General features: G+C 66.3%; 14 protein-coding genes, 3 rRNA genes and 1 pseudogene. 4 read left to right on the forward strand and 14 right to left on the reverse strand.

Going from position 1 to position 21,778, the window contains the following annotated elements; genetic code table 11:
* Position 1: 1 nt before the first annotated feature.
* Positions 2-289: a hypothetical protein gene (locus LBW94_RS38775; RefSeq protein WP_225057823.1), complete on the reverse strand. Its 288-nt coding sequence runs from the start codon at positions 287-289 to the stop codon at positions 2-4.
* A gap of 294 nt (positions 290-583) precedes the next feature.
* Between LBW94_RS38775 and LBW94_RS38780 the strand changes: the two genes are divergently transcribed.
* Positions 584-1,309 carry a YdcF family protein gene (locus tag LBW94_RS38780; RefSeq protein WP_225057822.1) on the forward strand — a complete coding sequence of 242 codons (726 nt, stop codon included), beginning with the start codon at positions 584-586 and terminating at the stop codon, positions 1,307-1,309.
* A gap of 10 nt (positions 1,310-1,319) precedes the next feature.
* Here LBW94_RS38780 and LBW94_RS38785 read toward each other — a convergent pair whose 3' ends face one another.
* The 8 genes and pseudogenes from LBW94_RS38785 to LBW94_RS38820 all read right to left on the reverse strand — a co-directional run bounded on the left by LBW94_RS38785 (position 1,320) and on the right by LBW94_RS38820 (position 13,296).
* Positions 1,320-2,210, reverse strand: coding sequence for an HAD-IIA family hydrolase (locus LBW94_RS38785; protein ID WP_225057821.1), 891 nt, complete (start codon positions 2,208-2,210; stop codon positions 1,320-1,322).
* Between the two features lie 116 nt (positions 2,211-2,326).
* Positions 2,327-3,134: pseudogene (locus LBW94_RS38790) on the reverse strand (hypothetical protein); the annotation flags it as partial.
* A gap of 1,887 nt (positions 3,135-5,021) precedes the next feature.
* A 5S ribosomal RNA gene (rrf, locus tag LBW94_RS38795) occupies positions 5,022-5,138 on the reverse strand.
* Between the two features lie 140 nt (positions 5,139-5,278).
* Positions 5,279-8,392, reverse strand: a 23S ribosomal RNA gene (locus tag LBW94_RS38800).
* Positions 8,393-8,714: 322 nt separating this feature from the next.
* Positions 8,715-10,229: ribosomal RNA gene (locus tag LBW94_RS38805) — 16S ribosomal RNA — on the reverse strand.
* Together the 16S, 23S and 5S rRNA genes form the textbook arrangement of a ribosomal RNA operon.
* A 514-nt stretch (positions 10,230-10,743) precedes the next feature.
* Entirely contained in the window at positions 10,744-12,027 is a 1,284-nt protein-coding gene (gene tyrS / locus LBW94_RS38810) for a tyrosine--tRNA ligase (RefSeq protein ID WP_225062570.1), read from the reverse strand.
* Positions 12,028-12,138: 111 nt separating this feature from the next.
* A complete protein-coding gene (locus LBW94_RS38815) occupies positions 12,139-12,531 on the reverse strand; it encodes a DoxX family protein (protein WP_225062569.1) in 393 nt (130 codons plus the stop codon).
* 96 nt (positions 12,532-12,627) lie between these two features.
* Positions 12,628-13,296: a FadR/GntR family transcriptional regulator gene (locus LBW94_RS38820; RefSeq protein ID WP_225062568.1), complete on the reverse strand. Its 669-nt coding sequence runs from the start codon at positions 13,294-13,296 to the stop codon at positions 12,628-12,630.
* Positions 13,297-13,512: 216 nt separating this feature from the next.
* Here LBW94_RS38820 and LBW94_RS38825 point away from each other — a divergent pair, with 216 nt between their 5' ends.
* On the forward strand, positions 13,513-15,192 hold the full coding sequence (locus LBW94_RS38825; RefSeq protein WP_225062567.1) for a 2-isopropylmalate synthase: 1,680 nt from the start codon (positions 13,513-13,515) through the stop codon (positions 15,190-15,192).
* 575 nt (positions 15,193-15,767) lie between these two features.
* On the opposite strand, the gene LBW94_RS38830 is transcribed toward LBW94_RS38825, so the two are convergent.
* Positions 15,768-16,391, reverse strand: a complete 624-nt coding sequence (locus LBW94_RS38830) for a DNA-3-methyladenine glycosylase (RefSeq protein ID WP_225062566.1) — start codon at positions 16,389-16,391, stop codon at positions 15,768-15,770.
* A gap of 153 nt (positions 16,392-16,544) precedes the next feature.
* Here LBW94_RS38830 and LBW94_RS38835 point away from each other — a divergent pair, with 153 nt between their 5' ends.
* A complete protein-coding gene (locus LBW94_RS38835) occupies positions 16,545-17,042 on the forward strand; it encodes an Hsp20/alpha crystallin family protein (RefSeq protein WP_225062565.1) in 498 nt (165 codons plus the stop codon).
* A 55-nt stretch (positions 17,043-17,097) separates the two neighbouring features.
* On the opposite strand, the gene LBW94_RS38840 is transcribed toward LBW94_RS38835, so the two are convergent.
* The 3 genes from LBW94_RS38840 to LBW94_RS38850 form a co-directional block, all read right to left on the reverse strand.
* Positions 17,098-17,406, reverse strand: a complete 309-nt coding sequence (locus tag LBW94_RS38840; protein WP_225062564.1) for a DUF3761 domain-containing protein — start codon at positions 17,404-17,406, stop codon at positions 17,098-17,100.
* A 104-nt stretch (positions 17,407-17,510) separates the two neighbouring features.
* Positions 17,511-18,425 (reverse strand): RNA polymerase sigma-70 factor, encoded by a 915-nt coding sequence (locus LBW94_RS38845; RefSeq protein ID WP_225062563.1) that lies wholly within the window; start codon positions 18,423-18,425, stop codon positions 17,511-17,513.
* A gap of 21 nt (positions 18,426-18,446) precedes the next feature.
* The gene (locus LBW94_RS38850) at positions 18,447-19,628 is read right to left on the reverse strand and encodes an NAD(P)/FAD-dependent oxidoreductase (RefSeq protein ID WP_225062562.1); all 1,182 of its coding nucleotides are present in this window, start codon (positions 19,626-19,628) and stop codon (positions 18,447-18,449) included.
* Between the two features lie 177 nt (positions 19,629-19,805).
* On the opposite strand from LBW94_RS38850, the gene LBW94_RS38855 reads away from it, so the two are divergent.
* Positions 19,806-20,525 carry a DsbA family oxidoreductase gene (locus LBW94_RS38855; protein WP_225062561.1) on the forward strand — a complete coding sequence of 240 codons (720 nt, stop codon included), beginning with the start codon at positions 19,806-19,808 and terminating at the stop codon, positions 20,523-20,525.
* A gap of 9 nt (positions 20,526-20,534) precedes the next feature.
* On the opposite strand, the gene LBW94_RS38860 is transcribed toward LBW94_RS38855, so the two are convergent.
* Positions 20,535-21,734 (reverse strand): low temperature requirement protein A, encoded by a 1,200-nt coding sequence (locus LBW94_RS38860; RefSeq protein ID WP_225062560.1) that lies wholly within the window; start codon positions 21,732-21,734, stop codon positions 20,535-20,537.
* Between the last annotated feature and the right edge of the window lie 44 nt (positions 21,735-21,778).

Consider the following 21,778-nt stretch of genomic DNA (forward strand, 5'->3'; position numbering starts at 1 on the left):
CTCAGACCTTGTCCACCGTGGCCAATGCCTGGACGAGGACCTCGTGCGCCTGCTCGAGGATGCGGGCCCGCCGGGTGATGTCGGTGCCGGACGGCGGCTCGCCCGGAGCGTGGTCGGCCGCGGAGCGCGCGGACAGCTCCGCCAGCAGCGCATCGATCTCCGCACGTACCCGCTCCGGATCGGCGAATTCCGCCGGATTGCCGCCCTGGAGATGCTGGCCGGGCAGCGGCGCCCCCGGCCGGGGACCGGCCGGACCGGGAACGGGCGGACGAGGTGTCGGGGTAGTCATGGTGCCGTCAACGCTACCGGAGTCGCCATTCGAACACACGTCCCGCGGCCCCTGCACGGGTTGCGTACGGACAGCCGCGCCCGCTCCGGCGAAACGGACGAATCGCAACCGCCCTCGGCGCCGGGTTCCGGCGAGCCGGATTCGGCACTCCGGCAATCACCCGGCACATCAGCCACCACCACTCCCCAACTCGGGATATCGGACATTCCTCGGCTTACCGGCGAGACCGGCTCACGACCCGATAACTTCGCGCAACACCCACCCGACCGGCCGGGAGATTGGCAGAATGGCCACATGCGGCAACTGGAGAAGACGGTCGGCGCTACCCCTCGATCACGGGACGGCCGTGCGATACCCACCGGACCACTCGCGGTGGCGGCCGGACTGTTCACCATCGTCGTCGGCGCCGAATGGTTGCACCGGCGGGCCTCACGCCGCGGCCCCGACGGGCCGGGCTGGGCCGACACCGGATCCGACGGCACCGAAGCGGTCGTGGTGCTGGGATATCCCGCCCGGCACGACGGCACCCCGCACCCCATGCAGCGCTGGCGCTGCCGCATCGCGTCCCGCTCGATGCACCGGGACGGCATCGTGGTCTTCACCGGCGGCGCCGTGCGACGCACCCGTGCCGAGGCGAACGTCATGGCCCGCTACGCCCGGGACGTGCTCGGCATCCCCGCCGACCGCATCGTGACCGAGACCCGGGCCCGGAGTACCTGGCAGAACATCGAATTCAGCATCCCGCTGATCGAGCACGCGGACCGGATCATCCTGGTCTCCGACCCGATGCACGCCGCCCGTGCCCGCCGCTACCTGCGCGTCCAGCGCCCGGACCTCGCCGCTCGCCTCGCCCCGGCCGCGGACTACCGCCCGTTCGAGCAATGGTGGTTGAAGGTGCCCACCGCGGCCCACGAACTGGCCGCCATCAGCCGCCGCCGCGCCGGTCGCGCACTCGCCCGTCTGTACCCCACCGACACCACCGCCATCGCGGCGCCGGTCACGACGATGGCGTCGGCGTAGGCGGGTGGAGTCAGGCCACCGGGATGGCGCGGCCCGGGTGGCCGCGCAGCAGGTCCGCCAGGGTATCGGCCACATCGCCCGCTTCCGGGTCGACCGGATCCACTTCGGCCACTGGATGATTCAGCGCGTCGAGGGAGTCGGCGACATAGCTCGGCAGCCGCCCGGCGGGTTGTTTGCGCAGATCGGCGAGGGTGCTGACGCCGGTGAGGACCAGCAGGGATTCGAGGCCGACACAGTGGGCGCCGTCGATGTCGGTGTCGAGGCGGTCGCCGACCACGAGCGCGGATCGGGTACCGGCCCTGGTCAAGGCGTCCTCGAGCAGCGGGGCACAGGGTTTGCCCGCCACGACCGGTTCCAGATCGGTGGCCGCGCGCAGCGCCGTCACCATCGCACCGTTGCCGGGTGCGAGCCCACGCTCCAGCGGCAGGGTGGCGTCGGTGTTGGCGGCCACCCAGAGCGCGCCGGCCCGCAGCGCGAAGGAGGCCTCGGCGAGATCCGGCCAGGCCGTCTGCGGCGAATGACCCTGCACCACCGCGTCGGGACGTTGGGTGTCGAAGCGGCGGACCGGGCGCAGGCCGACGTGGGCGATCTCGGCGGCCAGGTCGTCGGACCCGACCACCAGCACCGTCGCGCCCGGCGGCAAGCGGTCGGCGAGTACGTGGGCCGCCGCCTGCGCGCTGGTCACCACGTCGTCTTCGGTTGCGGTGAAACCCATTCCGGCCAGATGCTCGGCGACGGACACGGCCGAGCGGCTGGCGTTGTTGGTGACGTACATCAGCGTCTGCGCGCTCGAACCACCCGAAAGTGCCTCTGGCGCACCGGGAACGACCACGTTCCCGCGGTACAGCGTGCCGTCGAGGTCCAGCAGCAGCGCGCCGAACCGTTCTCGTAACTGCGTCACTGGTCCACCTGACTCCGGGTCTGCTACTGCTCGGCGTCCGGATCGTCGAACGGCTCGGCATCGGAAGGCTTTGCGTCCGAATCTGTTTCGGCGTCGTCGGCGCCGTTGCCGATGCCCAGTTCCTCGGCCCGCCACTCGGCGTCGGTCTCACCGTCCACGTCGGCGGTGGCGGCGTTGAGGAACCACTGCAACGCATCGTCACGGCGATCGGCGGCCAGCAGCGCCTCCGCATAAGCGTAGAACAGGCGGGCCGCGGCGGGACCGGTGCGGGTGCGATCTAGATCCGCGGTCTGCAAGCTGACCACGGCCTGGTCGTACTGGCCCAGATCCATACGGGCGCCCGCGACGACGATCCGCAGCTCGGCGGCCTCGTCACCACTGAGCTGACGAGCCTCGTCGCTGCGACCGAGCTCGATCGCCCGCTCGGGCCGGCCCAGACCACGTTCGCAGTCGGCCATCACCGCGAGCAGGCCCGCACCGCCGGACATCCGGCGCGCGGTGCGCAGTTCCGAGAGCGCCTCGGCCCATTCACCGGCGTGGTAGGCGGTGACGCCCGCGGTCTCACGGACCACGGCGATGCGGCCGGCGCGCTGACGCGCTGCCCGGGCATGCTCCAGCGCGGCCTCGGGATCGTCGACGATCAGTTCCGCCGCCATCACCAGGTGGCGGGCGACGGTCTCCGCATTGTTCTTGTCCAGACTCAGCAGATCGCGGCGGATCGCCGGGTCGAGATCGGACGCCTGCACGTCGTCGGGAATCGACGGCTCGTCCGGGCGACCGGCACGGCGATCGCCGTCGCGGCCGCCGGCCACATAGGCGCCTTCGCCACCGCGACGACGCTCCGGGTAGCCGTCGGCGTCGCCGACCGGCTCGCGATCGCCGGATTCCTCGCGATCGCCGGATTCCTCGGAATCGACCGCGCCGGAATCGTCGGCATCGGAATCAGCGGCCTCGAATTCGTCTTCTTCGTCGCTGTCTTCGTCTTCTTCGTCATCGAATTCTTCGTCGCCGTCGAATTCATCGTCTTCATCGTCGAATTCGTCATCCTCGTCATCGAATTCGCCGTCTTCCAGATCGGCATCGGTATCGAGGTCGGCATCGGTGTCGACGACACCGGCATCTGCCGCATCGTCGAGCAACTCGTGGTCGAGACCCTGTTCGGCAAGGCTGCTGTCGGCAAGACTGTTGTCGACCTCGTCCGGACGCACATCGCGATCCCGGTCGAAGCGCCGTCCGGATGACTCCGCTCGCTGAAAACCACCGCGACGATCATCGGAGCGATCGCCGCGCGGGCGATCGGAACGGTCGAAGCCACGCCGGTCGTCCGGCCGACCGGAGCCGCCACGCCGATCATCGGACCGGTTGAACCCACCCCGGCGGTCATCCGAACGATTGAATCCGCCTCGGCGGTCGTCCGAGCGATCGAAACCACGATTCTCACGCGGACGATCGAAACCACGGTCACCACCCGAACGGTCGTGGCCGCCCCGGCGGTCGTCGGAACCGCGTCCCTCGGACCGGTTGAACCCGCCACGACGGTCGTCGGACCGATTGAATCCACCCCGCCGATCGTCGGAGCGATCGAAACCACGGTTCTCGCGCGGACGATCACCACCCGAACGATTGAACCCACCAGGACGATCATCGGAACGGCCGGGGCGGCGATCGTCGGATCGGTTGAATCCACCTCGACGGTCGTCGGAGCGATCGAAACCACGGTTCTCGCGCGGACGATCACCACCCGAACGATTGAACCCACCGGGACGATCGCCGGAACGACCCGAACCACCACGGCGGTCATCGAACCCACCGCGACGATCATCCGAACGATCGAAACCACCGCTGCGGCGGTCGTTCGAACGATCGAAACCGCCACGGCGGTCATCGGAACCGCGTCCCTCGGACCGATTGAACCCGCCACGACGGTCGTCGGACCGATTGAATCCACCCCGCCGATCGTCGGAGCGATCGAAACCACGATTCTCGCGCGGACGATCACCACCCGAACGATTGAACCCACCGGGACGATCGCCGGAACGACCCGAACCACCACGACGATCATCGGAACGATCGAAACCGCCACGGCCCTCGTCGCGCCGGCCGTAACCACGGTTGTCGCCGGAACCCTCCCGGCGGTCGCCGGAACGGCCGTAGCCTCCGCGATCACCACCGGACCGGTCGAAACCACCGCGATTGTCGTCCGAGCGACCGTAACCACGGTTGCCACTCGGACGGTCGGAGCCGCCGCGCCGGTCGTCGGAGCGGCCGTAACCACCACGATCACCACCCGAGCGGTGGTAACCACCCCGGTTGTCGTCACGGTTGTAGCCGCCGCGATTATCGTCGGAACGGTTGTAGCCGCCCCGGTCACCACCGGAACGGCTGTCGCCACCGCGGTCGCCCGAGCCTCCTCGGCCGGCGTTGTCGCGGTCGTTGTCACGTCGGAAACCGCCGCGATCGTCGCCCGAGCGGTTGAAGCCGCCACCGGTTCGACGATCACCCGACCTGTCGTTGCGCCTGTCGCCACCCGACTGGTCGTCTCCGCGCGCCGGCCTGCCCGAGCCACTCGATCCCTGACCGGCACTGCTCCGGCGGAAGGGCTTCCGGCCGTCGTTGTGCTCCGACACAGTGATCCTTTCTTCTCCTGCTCGGTAACCGACCGCGGCGCTAGAATCCACGCGCGGTGGGACGGGCCGGCGGCCCGCCCGACTCAAATTCAATCACGCCCGGACGCGGCCGCGTCCGGGCGGTACAGGTTCGTAAACGTCGAGAAGGGGACCCGTATTCGGGTCCCCTTCTCGAGAATGTATGTTCCGGCGGTGTCCTACTCTCCCACACCCTGGCGAGTGCAGTACCATCGGCGCTGGCAGGCTTAGCTTCCGGGTTCGGAATGGGACCGGGCGTTTCCCCACCGCTATAACCGCCGTAACTCTATGAAACTATCCACAACCCTGCCCCGACAGCCTCTGATACCCAGCAAGGATAAAACTCCTCACTCGTATCGGAAACCACCCGAACAAAGCTCGTGTGCTGTTTCAGACACTACACAGTGGACGCGTAACACCTTCGTTGGTAAGCCCTCGGCCTATTAGTACCGGTCACCTCCACACGTTACCGCGCTTCCAGTTCCGGCCTATCAACCCAATCGTCTATTGGGAGCCTTACCCCCTTCAAGGGGTGAGAAACCTCATCTAGGAACAGGCTTCCCGCTTAGATGCTTTCAGCGGTTATCCCTTCCGAACGTAGCAAACCAGCCATGCCCCTGGCGGAACAACTGGCACACCAGAGGTTCGTCCGTCCCGGTCCTCTCGTACTAGGGACAGCCTTCCTCAAGTTTCTAACGCGCGCGGCGGATAGAGACCGAACTGTCTCACGACGTTCTAAACCCAGCTCGCGTGCCGCTTTAATGGGCGAACAGCCCAACCCTTGGGACCTACTCCAGCCCCAGGATGCGACGAGCCGACATCGAGGTGCCAAACCATCCCGTCGATATGGACTCTTGGGGAAGATCAGCCTGTTATCCCCGGGGTACCTTTTATCCGTTGAGCGACACCGCTTCCACATGCCGGTGCCGGATCACTAGTCCCGACTTTCGTCCCTGCTCGACCTGTCAGTCTCACAGTCAAGCTCCCTTGTGCACTTACACTCAACACCTGATTGCCAACCAGGCTGAGGGAACCTTTGGGCGCCTCCGTTACATTTTAGGAGGCAACCGCCCCAGTTAAACTACCCACCAGGCACTGTCCCTGAACCGGATCACGGCCCGAGGTTAGAAGTCCAATACGACCAGAGTGGTATTTCAACGACGACTCCACCAGAACTAGCGTCCCAGCTTCACAGTCTCCCACCTATCCTACACAAACCGTACCGAACACCAATACCAAGCTATAGTGAAGGTCCCGGGGTCTTTTCGTCCTGCCGCGCGTAACGAGCATCTTTACTCGTAATGCAATTTCGCCGAGTCTGTGGTGGAGACAGCAGAGAAGTCGTTACGCCATTCGTGCAGGTCGGAACTTACCCGACAAGGAATTTCGCTACCTTAGGATGGTTATAGTTACCACCGCCGTTTACCGGGGCTTAAATTCTCAGCTTCGCCCTCACGGGCTAACCGGTCCTCTTAACCTTCCGGCACCGGGCAGGCGTCAGTCCGTATACATCGTCTTACGACTTCGCACGGACCTGTGTTTTTAGTAAACAGTCGCTTCTCTCTGGTCTCTGCGACCACCACCAGCTCCGAGAGCAAAGTCTCATCACCAGCACTGGTCCCCCTTCTCCCGAAGTTACGGGGGCATTTTGCCGAGTTCCTTCACCACAGTTCTCTCGATCGCCTCGGTATTCTCTACCTGACCACCTGTGTCGGTTTGGGGTACGGGCCGTGTACCAACTCACTAGAGGCTTTTCTCGGCAGCATAGGATCATGGAATTCACCTCAAACGGCTACGCATCACCTCTCAGGCCGATGAGCGACGGATTTACCTGCCACTCGCCCTACAGGCTTACACCCGGTAATCCACCACCGGGCCCCACTACCTTCCTGCGTCACCCCATCGCTTGACTACTACACCCAGGATCCCGTGCATCCCCTTTGGGTCTCCCGAAGGAGATCCCGCCAGTTCAGGACGGTTAGCACAGATGATTCGCCATTGGGCGCGGATACACGGGTACGGGAATATCAACCCGTTGTCCATCGACTACGCCTGTCGGCCTCGCCTTAGGTCCCGACTCACCCTGGGCAGATTAACTTGACCCAGGAACCCTTGGTCATCCGGCGGACGAGTTTCCCACTCGTCTTTCGCTACTCATGCCTGCATTCTCACTCCCACAGCCTCCACAACTCGGTCACCCGGCTGCTTCCCTGGCTGCAGGACGCTCCCCTACCCATCCAGACCACTACCCCGAAGGGAATGTACACGTCTGAATGCCGCGGCTTCGGCGGTGTGCTTGAGCCCCGCTACATTATCGGCGCAGGATCACTTGACCAGTGAGCTATTACGCACTCTTTCAAGGGTGGCTGCTTCTAAGCCAACCTCCTGGTTGTCTCAGCGACCCCACATCCTTTTCCACTTAGCACACGCTTAGGGGCCTTAGCCGGCGATCTGGGCTGTTTCCCTCTCGACTACGAACCTTATCGCCCGCAGTCTCACTGCCGCACTCTCACACCCCGGCATTCGGAGTTTGGCTGACTTCGGTAAGCTTGTAGGCCCCCTAGGCCATCCAGTAGCTCTACCTCCAGGGTGAAACATGCGACGCTGCACCTAAATGCATTTCGGGGAGAACCAGCTATCACGGAGTTTGATTGGCCTTTCACCCCTACCCACAGCTCATCCCCTCAGTTTTCAACCTAAGTGGGTTCGGGCCTCCACGACGTCTTACCGTCGCTTCACCCTGGCCATGGGTAGATCACCCCGCTTCGGGTCCATAGTGTGCGACTCGACGCCCTATTCGGACTCGCTTTCGCTACGGCTACCCCACACGGGTTAACCTCGCCACACACCGATGACTCGCAGGCTCATTCTTCAAAAGGCACGCCATCACCCCACACACGAATGCGAGGGCCCTGACGGATTGTAAGCGCACGGTTTCAGGTACTATTTCACTCCCCTCCCGGGGTACTTTTCACCTTTCCCTCACGGTACTAGTCCGCTATCGGTCACCAGGTAGTATTCAGGCTTACCGGGTGGTCCCGGCAGATTCACAGCAGATTTCACGGGCCCGCTGCTACTCGGGTATTCACTACGCAAGACAGAATGTTTTCATCTACCGGACTCTCACCGTCTACGGTCGGCCATCCCAGACCAGTTCGACTAACACCCTGTTTTCTGACTCACGCTCCCCACGGCAGTAGGAAGAAAATGAACCCCACAACCCCGTACAGACAACGACTGCCGTCTATCACATCCATACGGTTTAGCCTCATCCGCTTTCGCTCGCCACTACTCACGGAATCACATGTTGTTTTCTCTTCCTGTGGGTACTGAGATGTTTCACTTCCCCACGTTCCCTCCACACACCCTATATATTCAGATGCGGGTGACACGACATCACTCGTGCCGGGTTTCCCCATTCGGACATCCTCGGATCTCAGCTCGGTTGACAGCTCCCCGAGGCTTATCGCAGCCTCCTACGTCCTTCATCGGCTCCTGGTGCCAAGGCATCCACCGAACGCTCTTACACACTTACAAACAAAGATGCTCGCGTCCACTGTGCAGTTCTCAAACAACACACAAAACCAGATCCCACCCGGCACCAGCCACAGAACCCTGCGCGGTATGACCGACAATCCAGCCTCGTCGTTATCTTCCTGGAAAGAACGTCTGTTCTTTCAGGACCCAACAGTGTGTCGACTACAATCCAGCACCCCGGGACCACAGTGGATCCGAGAGTATCGCCGGCGCATGTCAGCGTTCCACCCATGAGCACCACCGGACTACATGCGAGCCCGTCATGGTCTCTGCCAGCCACGACATCACCTCTGTGACACCGGGTCTGGAGAATGCTCCTTAGAAAGGAGGTGATCCAGCCGCACCTTCCGGTACGGCTACCTTGTTACGACTTCGTCCCAATCGCCAATCCCACCTTCGACGGCTCCCTCCACAAGGGTTAGGCCACCGGCTTCGGGTGTTACCGACTTTCATGACGTGACGGGCGGTGTGTACAAGGCCCGGGAACGTATTCACCGCAGCGTTGCTGATCTGCGATTACTAGCGACTCCAACTTCACGGGGTCGAGTTGCAGACCCCGATCCGAACTGAGACCGGCTTTAAGGGATTCGCTCCACCTCACGGTCTCGCAGCCCTCTGTACCGGCCATTGTAGCATGTGTGAAGCCCTGGACATAAGGGGCATGATGACTTGACGTCGTCCCCACCTTCCTCCGAGTTGACCCCGGCAGTCTCCTGCGAGTCCCCGCCATTACGCGCTGGCAACACAGGACAAGGGTTGCGCTCGTTGCGGGACTTAACCCAACATCTCACGACACGAGCTGACGACAGCCATGCACCACCTGTACACCGGCCACAAGGGGGCCTACATCTCTGCAGGTTTCCGGTGTATGTCAAACCCAGGTAAGGTTCTTCGCGTTGCATCGAATTAATCCACATGCTCCGCCGCTTGTGCGGGCCCCCGTCAATTCCTTTGAGTTTTAGCCTTGCGGCCGTACTCCCCAGGCGGGGTACTTAATGCGTTAGCTACGGCACGGATCCCGTGGAAGGAAACCCACACCTAGTACCCACCGTTTACGGCGTGGACTACCAGGGTATCTAATCCTGTTCGCTACCCACGCTTTCGCTTCTCAGCGTCAGTTACTTCCCAGAGACCCGCCTTCGCCACCGGTGTTCCTCCTGATATCTGCGCATTTCACCGCTACACCAGGAATTCCAGTCTCCCCTGAAGTACTCTAGTCCGCCCGTATCGACTGCAAGCTTGCAGTTGAGCTGCAAGTTTTCACAATCGACGCGACGAACCGCCTACAAGCTCTTTACGCCCAGTAATTCCGGACAACGCTCGCACCCTACGTATTACCGCGGCTGCTGGCACGTAGTTGGCCGGTGCTTCTTATACAGGTACCGTCACTTGCGCTTCGTCCCTGTCGAAAGAGGTTTACAACCCGAAGGCCGTCGTCCCTCACGCGGCGTCGCTGCATCAGGCTTCCGCCCATTGTGCAATATTCCCCACTGCTGCCTCCCGTAGGAGTCTGGGCCGTGTCTCAGTCCCAGTGTGGCCGGTCACCCTCTCAGGTCGGCTACCCGTCGTCGCCTTGGTAGGCCATTACCCCACCAACAAGCTGATAGGCCGCGGGCCCATCTCGCACCGATAAATCTTTCCACCACCAGACATGCATCCAGCAGTCCTATCCGGTATTAGACCCAGTTTCCCAGGCTTATCCCAGAGTGCAAGGCAGATCACCCACGTGTTACTCACCCGTTCGCCGCTCGTGTACCCGAAGGCCTTACCGCTCGACTTGCATGTGTTAAGCACGCCGCCAGCGTTCGTCCTGAGCCAGGATCAAACTCTCCGTTGAAGACTCTCGAAACACCCCTCCGAAGAGAAGCGAATCAGAAAAATTCAAAGGCCAGAGTCCGAAAACCCGACATTCAAAAACAACGCCAGCAATTAAGCTGACTAAATGTCCAGTCCCCCACACGGGGGTATGAGAAACCGGAACCAAAAATATTTGGCACTGACATTCATCGACACACTATTGAGTTCTCAAAGAACAGGCGCACTCACCATCCAGCCGGACTAACCGACCTTCTGAAGAGGCAACTTTTCCAGCCTAGCCACTTCGACCCAGGGAGTCAAGCTCCGGGTCTCGCGGGTCTTGCATGGTGATCAGGCGCTCATCGTCCGGCCTCGTTTCCCTGGCCTCTCGGCTCCGGGTCGGCGTCCGTGTCGCTCTGACCTGGACTAAGTTACGTGCCGGAAAACGCGGCGTCAAATCCCCAAGACAGCGAGTCTTTGCGCTGGTCAGGGCAGCGCGATCGAGCGGCTACACGGCCTGGGCCACCCGATTGTGACCCAGGTCATGCTCGCGGTCATCGGCCGGCGCGCAGCATCCCGGCGAAATTCTTCTTGCCGCGCCGCAGTACGAGCCAGCGTCCGTGCAGGTAGTCGCCTTCTGCGGGGATCCACTCGGGGTCGGAGATGCGTGTGTTGTTCACCGACGCGCCACCTTCGTTCACCGCGCGACGCGCCGCACCCCGGCTGTCGGATAGGCCGGACGCGACCAGCAGATCGACGATCGTCGCATCGGCGGTCGCCGCCGGGACCTCGCCGTCGGTGGCCGCCTCGGAGAGCGCGGCCCGCAGCGTCGACTCGTCCAGTTCCCCGAGGTCACCCCGGCCGAACAGGGCCTGACTGGCCAGTTGCACCGCGCGGGTGTTCGCCTCGCCGTGGACCAGCGTCGTCATCTCGGCGGCGAGCCGACGCTGCGCCTCGCGGGCGTGCGGTCGCTCGGCGGTCGCCTGCTCCAGCTCCGCCAGCTCCTCCCGGTCCAGGAAGGTGAACCAGCGCAGGTACCGGACCACGTCGGCGTCGCCGGTGTTCACGAAGTACTGGTACCAGGCGTACGGGCTGGTCATCTCCGGGTCGAGCCACAGACTGCCGCCGCCGGTGGACTTGCCGAACTTCTTGCCGTCCGCCGAGGTCACCAGGGGCACGGTCAGCGCGTGCACATGCTCGCCGTCGACCCGGCGGTTCAGCTCGACACCGGCGATGATGTTGCCCCACTGATCCGACCCGCCCACCTGCAACCGGCAGCCGTGGTTGCGGCGTAGCTGCAGGAAGTCGTTGGCCTGCAACAGCATGTAGCTGAACTCCGTGTACGACATGCCGTCGCCCTCGAGCCGCCGCTTGACGGTGTCGCGGGCCAGCATGACGTTCACCGAGAAGTGCTTGCCGATGTCGCGCAGGAAGCTGACGGTGCCGAGCGGGCCGGTCCAGTCCATGTTGTTCACGATGATCGCGGCGTTCGGCCCGTCGCCGAGGTCGACGAAGCGTTCCAGCTGGCCGCGGATCCGGCCCGCCCACTCGGCGACCGTGTCGGTGGAGTTCATGACGCGCTCGCCGACATCACGCGGATCGCCGATGAGGCCGGTGGCGCCGCCGGCGAGGACGACCGGCCGGTGTCCGGCCGCCTGGAATCGCTTCAACGCGAGCAGGGGCACCAGGTGCCCGGCGTGCAGGCTCGCCGCGGTCGGGTCGAAACCGGCATACAGGGTGATCGGTCCCTTCGCCGCCTCCGCCCGCAGGGCGTCCAAGTCGGTGGACTGTGCGATCAGTCCACGCCAGGTCAGTTCATCGATGATGTCGACGCTCACATCGCCCTATCTTTCCGCACGTCGCCGGACCGGCGCTGGCCAGGTCGCACGCGACGATCGCGCCGCCTCCGACAGTGATACCGGAGACGGCGCGGAAGGTTCGACCGAATGTCAGCGAGCGGTGAGGCGCTCGCGGGCGATCCAGGCGAAGATCGCGGCCAGCACCAGCGGGAAGACCGCCAGCCCGGGGCCGTGCAGCTGGAAGGCCTGGGTGGCGGCGGCGCACACCGTGACGATCGTCAGCCCGGCCGCCGCGTAGCCGCTCAGCCGCGGCACCATCAGGCCGATGCCGCCGGAGACCTCGACCGCGCCGACGAAGTAGCGGTACCACTCGCCCCAGCCGATGTCCTGAAAGGACTTCACGGCATCGGCCTGGCCGACCAGTTTCGGCAGGCCCGAGGCGAGGATGAAGAACAGGCCGAGCAGGATCTGCAGGGTCCACAACACCCGGTTGCGGATCGTGCCGGGCTGGACGGAGTCGTGAGTGGGGGCGGCGGCGGTCATGGTGAATATCCTTCCGGGGCTTGGCAGTTCGGCTGTCGAATGCGCTCACCCATACAGACGGGGGCCGCCGCGGAAACTCATCGCACTCGGCGGGATTCAGGTGAAGGCGGCTCGCAGCGCGGTCAGATGGACCCGGCTGGCGGTCGCCGCGGTGTCGGCGGCACGGGCCCGGATCGCCTCGAACAGCCGCTCGTGCGCCTCGTGGTCGGCCTCCGGGTCGGCCAGCGGGCGGAGGCTCAGCATGTCGGCCATGGCGTGGTGCAGCCGCGGCACGAAGGCGTCGAACATCTGCGACAGCACCTCGTTGTGGGCGGCGACGATGACGGTGCGATGGAATGCGGTGTCGGCGTCGACGAGCGCTTCGATCGGCCCCGTCACCGCGGCCCGACCGGCGAGGGCACGGCGCATCATCCGCAGATCGGCGGGGGTGCGGCGGATCGCGGCCAGCGCGGCGGCCTCGGTCTCGATGGCCAGCCGGGCCTCGATGACCGTGACGATATCGCTACGGCGCAGCACCGACTCCCAATCCTCGGCCCGGTCCAGCGCGGTCACGAACACACCGGCGCCCTGCCGGCTCTCCAGCACGCCCTGACCGGCGAGTTCCCGGATCGCCTCGCGCAGGGTCGACCGGCCCACACCGAGCTGGACCGCGAGCGTGGTCTCCCCCGGCAGCCGGTGCCCGAGCGGCCATTCGCCCGCGCGAATCCGCTCGAGCAGAACCTCCGCGGCCTGCGCGGCCAGCGGATGCCTCCGGACATGCGGCACGTTGCGCCAACCTCTCTACTTGTCTGAGGAGTTATCACCGTCTAGTCTAGGCCACATGGCTCAGGGTGTGCTGCTTCTCCTTCTCCGCCGCGGCGGGGTCTGACGCGACCGGCACCCCGCCCGCGGGCCGTTGTGCTGTGCCGGTCGACCCCCTTCGACGCGAAAGCACTCGCCGACATCATGACTTCCCACTGGAATCGCCAGCGTCCTTCCGTCATGCCCTCACATCGGTATTCCGATGTCTACCACAAGGTTTCGGTGCCGCTGACGCAGCGGCAGTGGCCGGCCAACCGGATAACCGCGGCGCCGCTGTGGGTACCGGTCGATCTGCGCGACGGCAACCAGGCCCTCGCCGAACCGATGGATCCGGACCGCAAGCGCCGGTTCTTCGAACTCATGGTCGCCATGGGGTACAAGGAGATCGAGGTCGGCTACCCCAGCGCCTCGCAGACCGACTTCGATTTCGTCCGGCTGATCGGCACCGCGGGCCTGGCCCCGGAGGACGTGACGATCGTCGTGTTCACCCCCGCGCGACGGGATCTCATCGAGCGCACGGTGGCGTCGGTGGCGGGACTGACCAACGACGTGGTGATCCACATGTACACGGCCACCGCGCCGGTGTGGCGGGATGTGGTGCTCGGCCGGTCCCGGGCCGAGGTGGCGGAGCTGATCCGCGACGCCGGCCGCGACATCCTGGAGCTGGCCGGGGATCGCGCGAACATCCGATTCGAGTTCTCCCCCGAGGTCTTCATGCTCACCGAACCGGATTACGTTCTGGAGGTGTGTGATTCGATGACCACGCTGTGGGACGCCACCCCGCGGCGTCCGGTGATCCTGAATCTGCCCGCCACCGTGGAGGTCGCGACCCCGAACGTGTACGCGGACCAGATCGAGTACATGCACCGCAACCTGTCCCGCCGCGACAGCGTGATCCTGTCCGTGCACCCGCACAACGACCGCGGCACCGGTGTCGCCTGCGCGGAACTGGCCGTACTGGCCGGCGCGCAACGGGTGGAGGGCTGCGTCTTCGGCAACGGTGAGCGCACCGGCAATGTGGACATCGCCACGCTGGCCTTGAATCTCCATGCGCAGGGGGTGGATCCGATGATCGACTTCTCCGATATCGACGCGATCCGCCGCACCGTCGAATACTGCACCCGGATGCCGGTGCCCGAGCGGCACCCGTACGTCGGCGACCTGGTGTACACCGCCTTCTCCGGCACCCATCAGGACGCCATCAAGAAGGGCTTCGCCGAACACCGGGACCGGGCCACCCGCCTGCACCGCTCCGAACGCGAAATCCCCTGGCAGGTACCCTATCTGCCGATCGACCCGGCCGATGTGGGCCGCTCCTACGATGCGGTGATCCGGGTGAACTCACAGTCCGGCAAGGGCGGCATCGCCTACCTGCTGCACACCGAGTACGACCTGGATCTCCCCCGCCGCTTGCAGATCGACTTCGCCCACCACGTGCAGCGGCACACCGACGACACCGGAGCCGAGGTGACGGCGGCCACCCTGCTGGCGTTGCTGACTGCGACCTACTCCCCCGCGTCGAGTCGAATCCGTCTCCTCGACAGCATAGTTCGCAAGGAGCAGCTGCACCTGACCCTCGACGTCGACGGCCGTCCCACCGAATACCGCATCCCGGTCGCGACACCCGCCGAATCCCTGGCGTCACTGCTCACCGAATCGGGCACGGACATCGAGGTTCTGGCGGTGACCCGCCACCCCCGCCCCGACGGTTCCACCGTGGCCTACCTGGAGTACCGCACCGCCGGAAACACCCGCTGGGCCATCGGCTTCGGCGATACCGCGGCCACAGCGGCCGTCGCCGCGATTGTCGCCGCCGCCGAACTCGCCGTCCCCGAGCAACATCCGGTCGACGTGCACTGATCCGGTCCGACACCGGGCACGCGCCGTTCCAGCGGAAGGGTGCGTGCCCGCGAAACCCGCCCTCAGCGATGCCGGCCACCGCGTATCCCACCGTGGTGGGAACACGCTCCCCGAGTGTGCTCCGCATGGCTCTCGGTGCCGTCCTCGCACGGAATGCCACCCGAGCCGGTGTCGGAACTACCGCTGCCGGAACCGGATCCGGATCCGGTCGACGGCAGCGAGGGGCGCGCCACGCACGAGCCGGCGGCACCGCCGGTCCCACAGGCGACGACATCGGGCACCGCCGCCAGTGCGGACAGGGTCGGCAGTAGCGACAACGCGAGACCGGCGGTGAAAACCGCCACCGCCCGGCCGGGGCTCGAGAACCCCTGCTCGCCCGATCCGGAACGAGGTCGCCGCATTGCCTGGTTCATCGATGAAACTCCTTGCTCCAGTACATATCTCCGCCGGGCCGCTGCCGGAAGACCGCCGATGCTATCAATCGGATCGGGCTGCGAGGGGTGATTCGGCCGCGCCGGATCGCACGCCGGAGCTATCGCGCGGCACGGGTCCGGCCGCGTCGCGCCGGGCGGACGTCAGGCGGAGTGGTCGATGCGGGGGGCGCGGGGGCTGCGGCGGTAGGCGGAGACGGCGGGTGAGGCGGGGAGCCAGAAGCGCCAGGGGCGGTCGGCGGCGAGACTGACGCCGACTCGGGGGCCGGTGGCGATGTCTGCGGAATTCGCTGGAGTGGAAGGGAGTTCGAGGCGGATCTCGGAGGACGGGTCGAGCAGAGGGGTGCCGTAGTCGGCCAGAGTCAGACCGAGGGCGCTGCCGAGGTTGCCGGGGCCGCGGGCCAGGGCGGCGTCGGTGCGGGCGGCGGGGCGGCGGGTGCGGGCGAGGTCGTGGCCGGCGATGACCTCACCGGATCGGATCAGCGCGGCGCTCGCGGTACCGTCCGGGCCCGTGGTGACGTTGACGCAGGTGTGCATGCCGTAGCTGAAGTACACGTAGAGGACGCCGGGCGGGCCGAACATCACCGCGTTGCGGCGGGTACGGCCGGGGGCGGAGTGGGAGGCGGGGTCGGGCCAGGGACCCGCGGGGTCGCCGCCGTAGGCCTCCACCTCGACGATGCGTACCGCCACCGGACCGGATCGCAGGGTGGCGCCGAGCAGGCGGCGGGCCGCCGTCACCGGATCCACGGCGAGTTCTTCAGCCGACACAGCGGACCATTCTCGCCGATCGCCGAACCCGGCGCGCTCGGGGCCGTCCACCTGCGCGGGAACACGCGGGGAACTCGACGCGTTAGCACTCTCAGAGGTCGAGTGCTAACTCTGGACTCGGCCGGCGACAAGTGGACGATCAGGAGAATCGCTATGGCTATTGCAGTTCGTCGTACCAGCTGGGATCCGTTCACCGCACTGCTGCGGCAGGTCGACGGTGACTTCGACGCGATCGTGCGGCGCGCCTTCACCGGCGCCGTACCGGCCCGCACCGGTTTCGTACCGGCCGCCGACGTGGCCCGGGACGGGGCCGACGTGGTGGTCACCCTGGAGTTGCCGGGTGTGGCCGCCGAGGACGTGACGGTCGAGGTCGCCGATCATCGGCTGCGCGTCACCGGTCAGCGCCGCGAGGAGCAGGCCACCGACAAGGACGGGGTGCTGATCCGCGAGATCCGCACCGGTTCGTTCCGGCGCGAGTTCGCGCTCCCCGAGCACGTCACCGCCGAGGCGATCGAGGCCGAGCAGGCCGACGGCATCCTGCGGATCCGGGTGCGCGAGGTGGCGGCGCCGAAGCCGCAGGCCCGCAAGATCGAGGTGCGGAGCTCCGCGCCGCGGGCGGTCGAGGCCGACACCCCGGCACAGGGCGAGTGATTTCATTCCCCCGAAATTCCGGCCCGGCAGCGCGCTGCCGGGCCGGAATCGTCTGTCAGCCGGGCACATTCACCAGCCAGTGATCCACCCCGCCGTGCCCGGAGCAGGCGCCGCGACGGTGCTGCGCGAAGCTGTACTCGCCGTCGCGGCACAGGACCGTCGCATCGCCCGGGGCCGTCTGCGACTGCTCGGGGCGGTGCACGCAGGCATGGTCGACATTCTCGTAATCACCTGCGGGACAGGAGATGAAGGCCGGTGCGGCTTCGGCGCCGGGTGCGGCCAAGGTGGCACCGGTGACGAAGATCCCGGCAATCAGTGCGATACGCCACAAACGGACATCGGCGCAACGCATTTCGTTGTTCACTTGCGAAACTCCTACGGCTGTACAACGTTCCGGCCGAAGTAGCTCCTGGCCGGGGACCGCCGCCACTCTATGCCCCGGCACGCCGGTGTGCGGAGGTTATCGGATCACTGTTCGGACTCGGTCCGCCGCAGGCCGGACAGTTTGCCCGGATTGACCTGGAACCACACATCGTGCAAGCGGTCGTCGACGATGCCGTAGGTGATCGCGCCGAGCTGATATTCGCCGAGCACCACCAGCAGGCCGAGTTCGCCGTTGATCGTCGCCGGTTCCAGCCGGGCGCCGGCCACCTCGGGTTTCGCTATCACACCCAGCAGCCAGCGGGCGACGTGATCGGGGCCGAACAGCGGGCGGCGGGCGGCGGTGACCTTGCCGCCGCCGTCGTTCCACAGCGTCACATCGGGGGCGAGCAACTCCATCAGCGCGTTCACGTCACCACCGTGGGCCGCCGCGAGGAACTTCCGGGTGACCTCGGCGCGCCGATCGCCGTCGGTGTCGAAGCGGGGCCGGCGGGACTCCACGTGCGCGCGGGCACGGTGGGCGATCTGCCGGATCGTCGCCTCCGGCCGGTCGACGAAGCCGGCGATCTCGGCGTGCGAGTAGCCGAACACCTCACGCAACACGAACACCGCGCGTTCGATCGGACTCAGGGTTTCCAGGACCACCAGCATCGCGGTCGATACGGTGTCGGCCATCTCGGACTCCTCGGCGGCGTTCGGTGCGGTCAGCAGCGGCTCCGGCAGCCAGGGGCCGACGTAGTTCTCCCGGGTGGCGCGGGCGGAGGTGAGCCGGTTCAGCGACAGATTGGTCACCGTCCGCACCAGGTAGGATTTCGGGTGCTCGACCGAATCACGTTCCACCTCATGCCATTTCAGCCAGGCGTCCTGCAGGATGTCCTCGGCGTCGGTGACCGTGCCCAGCATCCGGTACGCGGTGCCGAACAACAGGCGGCGATGCTCGAGGAACGGGTCGGCGACGGTGTCGTCGTGGATGTCGTCCTGCACGGGGTCATCGTCTCCCATGACGCGGGGGGCTCGGAAGATTCACGCGGCCTTGGTTGCCCGCGCCGCCGCACGGGCCCCGGCGGAGAACTTCACCGGCATGTTCGCGCGCCGGCTCAGCCGGAACGACGGCCACGGGCTGGAGCTCACGAACTCCTTGTACAACACCGCCGCACGGCCGGTCAGATACCAGGGGCCGGGCGTGTCGTCACCCCGGGTGAACTGGATGACCCCGTCCCGGCGGCCCAGGCTCACCGGCTGATGGATGTAGCCGAAGCGGAACGGCCGCACGGCCTTTCCGCGCAATCGCCGCGCGATGGTGTCGGCCACGTACGCACCGGTCGGCATGCCGCTCTGGCAGGTGCCGTGGATCCGGCCCCACGGCTGCGACACCGCGGCGGCATCGCCGACGGCGTACACGTCCGGATGCGAGACCGACCGCAACGTGGGATCGGTGATCACCGCACCCTGGTCGTCGGTGTCGATGCCGGCGGCGGCCGCCAGTTCGGGGACGCGCACACCGGCGGTCCAGAGGGTCAGATCCGAGTGCAGGACCTCGCCGGTGTCCAGTTCGACCGCCTCGGGCAGCACCTTCGCGACCCGGACACCGACGCGGCGGGCGATGCCGAACCGATCCAGCGCGCGGGTGAGGTGAGCACGGGCCTTCGCACCCATCATCGCGCCCGGCTCGCCGGTGCCGATCATGGTGACGGTGACGCCGGGATGGCTGTCGGCGATTTCCGTGGCGACCTCGATCCCGGTCAGCCCGGCCCCCACCACGGTGACCGCGCCACCGGTCGCCGCCAGGCGATCGGCGAATTCGTGCGCGAGTTGCGGGCTGTTGAGGGTCCAGGCGTGCTCGGCGGCGCCGGGCACGCGCGCGGTGTCGGTGATGCTGCCGAGGGCGTAGACCAGGGTGTCGTAGGGCAGCACCGCGCCGTCGTCGAGGGTGACGCGATGCGCGGCGGTATCGATGGCGGTGGCCCGCGCCCGGTGGAAATCGACGCCGGTACCGGCCAGCAATTCGGGAATGCGCAGGTCGGCGAGCTGCTGACCGGCGGCGATCTGGTGACTGCGCAGCCGCTCGGTGAATCGTTCGGAGGGATTGACCAAAGTGAGGTGGACCGGCAGCCGGTGGGTGCGGTGGGCCAGCCGGGCGGTGGCCATCATGCCGGTGTAGCCGGCGCCGAGGACGACGATCTCATGGGTCGGGGTGGCGTTCATCGTGGGCTCCGAGGGCTCGGTGGATTCGATGTCGGCTATGGGACAAGGCAGCTCACCCATCCGTGACACCCGATGACGTGACCCGCATCACAGGCGTCGAACCCCTCGGGAACAGGAACCCGGTGGACACGGGTTGACACACCGAGAGCACCCCGCCCCCGAGCTAGTGAGGATTCCATGGCCGTGCAGGTCGAGATCTGGACCGACATCAACTGCCCGTTCTGCTACCTGGGCAAACGCCGGTTCGAGGAGGCGCTGCACGGATTCCCGCACCGGGACGCGGTGCAGGTCGTGCACCGCTCCTTCGAACTCGATCCGACGCTGCCCGCCGGGCACAGCGAGGCGGTGGTCCCGCACATCGCGCACAAGTACGGGATCAGCGAGGCTCAGGCCGAGGCCAACGAGCGCGGCCTGGGTGCGCAGGCCGAGGCGATGGGTCTGCCCTACCGGACCTCCGGCCGCGATTTCGGCAACAGCTTCGACATGCACCGCCTGTTGCAGTACGCGCTGGCACACGGCAAACAGGAACAGATGCTCGACGCGCTCTACCGCGGCAACTTCGCCGAGGCGCAGCCGGTGTTCGGCGACACCGACCGCCTGGTGAAGCTCGCCACCGAGGCCGGATTCGACGAGACCGACGTGCGCGCGGTCCTCGGCGACCCGGACGCCTACGCCGACGCGGTCCGCGACGACGAGCGCGAGGCCGCCCGCCTCGGCGCGACCGGGGTGCCGTTCTTCGTGTTCGACCGCAAATACGGTGTGTCCGGGGCCCAGCCCGCGGAGGTCTTCACCCAGGTGCTCGAGCGGGCGTGGTCCGACCACGAACCGGCGCTCGAGGTGATCGGCGACGCGGACGCCTGCGGACCGGACGGGTGCGCACTGCCGGAACGGGATTGAATTCGGCGGTCAGGCCGAACGGCGAGTGACCCTGAGCAGAGCGGTCGCGGGGTTGACGTAGGCGCTGGTGTCCCCGGTCCGCAGGCTGAGGGTGTCGTCCGCCACCACGACGAGGAAGGCCACCAGCAGCACGGCCGCGAGTTGCGCCCACGCCAGCCACGCGGCGCCGATCGGCGCCGTCGCCAGCACCACGGGCACGGCGGCCAGCCGCGTCCAAGCCCGCGGCAGTCCGAGCACGACCCGGAACATCGTCTGCCCCACGAAGAACAGCGCCACTCCACCCGACAACGCCCACGCCGCAGGCCAACTCGACGCACTGTGCCCGTGCGCGACGGTGAGTCGAATTCCCGCGGCCGTCACGATGATTCCGATCAGCAGCGGATACAGCGCGTACCCGTAGGCCAGCACCGCCGGTCGCACCCGCTGCGTCCGGGGCAGCGCCTCGAGCGCCAGTTCCCCCCGCTCGTCGTCGAAACCGAAATAGGCCCACCACAATACGTAGGCCAACCCCAGCCCGAGCGCGACGGTCGTCACCAGCGCGACACCGATCTCCATCCCCGCCAGCGCCGCCCCGACCGCCACCACCGACTCACCGAGCGCGACGATGATCACCAGCCCGTGCCGCTCGGCGAAATGGCTTGCCCGGATGACGAATCCACCGGTGTCGACCAGATACGGCGTGACGATCTGCACCGCCAGCGCCGCCCCCCAGATCACATAGCGCGGCCACCCGTGCACCAGCCCACCGGCCAGCACCAGCCCCGCCGACAGCAGATTCAGCGGCGCGATCCGCAACGCGGCCGAACTCGCGGAACCGCCTCCGTTGGAATAGAACAGGCCGGTGTGCACGGTGTTCACCACGAAGTAGCCGATGCCGAAGGCGAGGCCGGAGCCGTGGAACGCTTCGGGGACCGCCAGGGCTACGACGAAGAAGCCCAGCATACCCACCAGGAGCCAGGTGCGCCGGACCGTACTGTTCGGGGCCACTTCGTTGGTCAGGAATACGTAGCCTGAATACATCCACCAGATCACACCGAACATCAGTGCCACCCGGCCGAGTTCGACCCAGCCCGGATGTTCGCTGAACACGTGGGTCAGCTGGGTGATGGTGAAGACGAAGACCAGATCGAAGAACAGCTCCAGGGTGGAGGCGCGCAGTTGCCCGCCTTCGGCGGCATCTTCTGCCTGGCCGGATGGGTCGGTGCTCACGCGGGTGACAGTAGACGACGAACCTGGTTCCGCGCGAGGGCGAA

Origin of the sequence: Nocardia sp. alder85J, from assembly GCF_020176955.2 — a bacterium.
In the GTDB taxonomy this organism is placed as follows: domain Bacteria; phylum Actinomycetota; class Actinomycetes; order Mycobacteriales; family Mycobacteriaceae; genus Nocardia.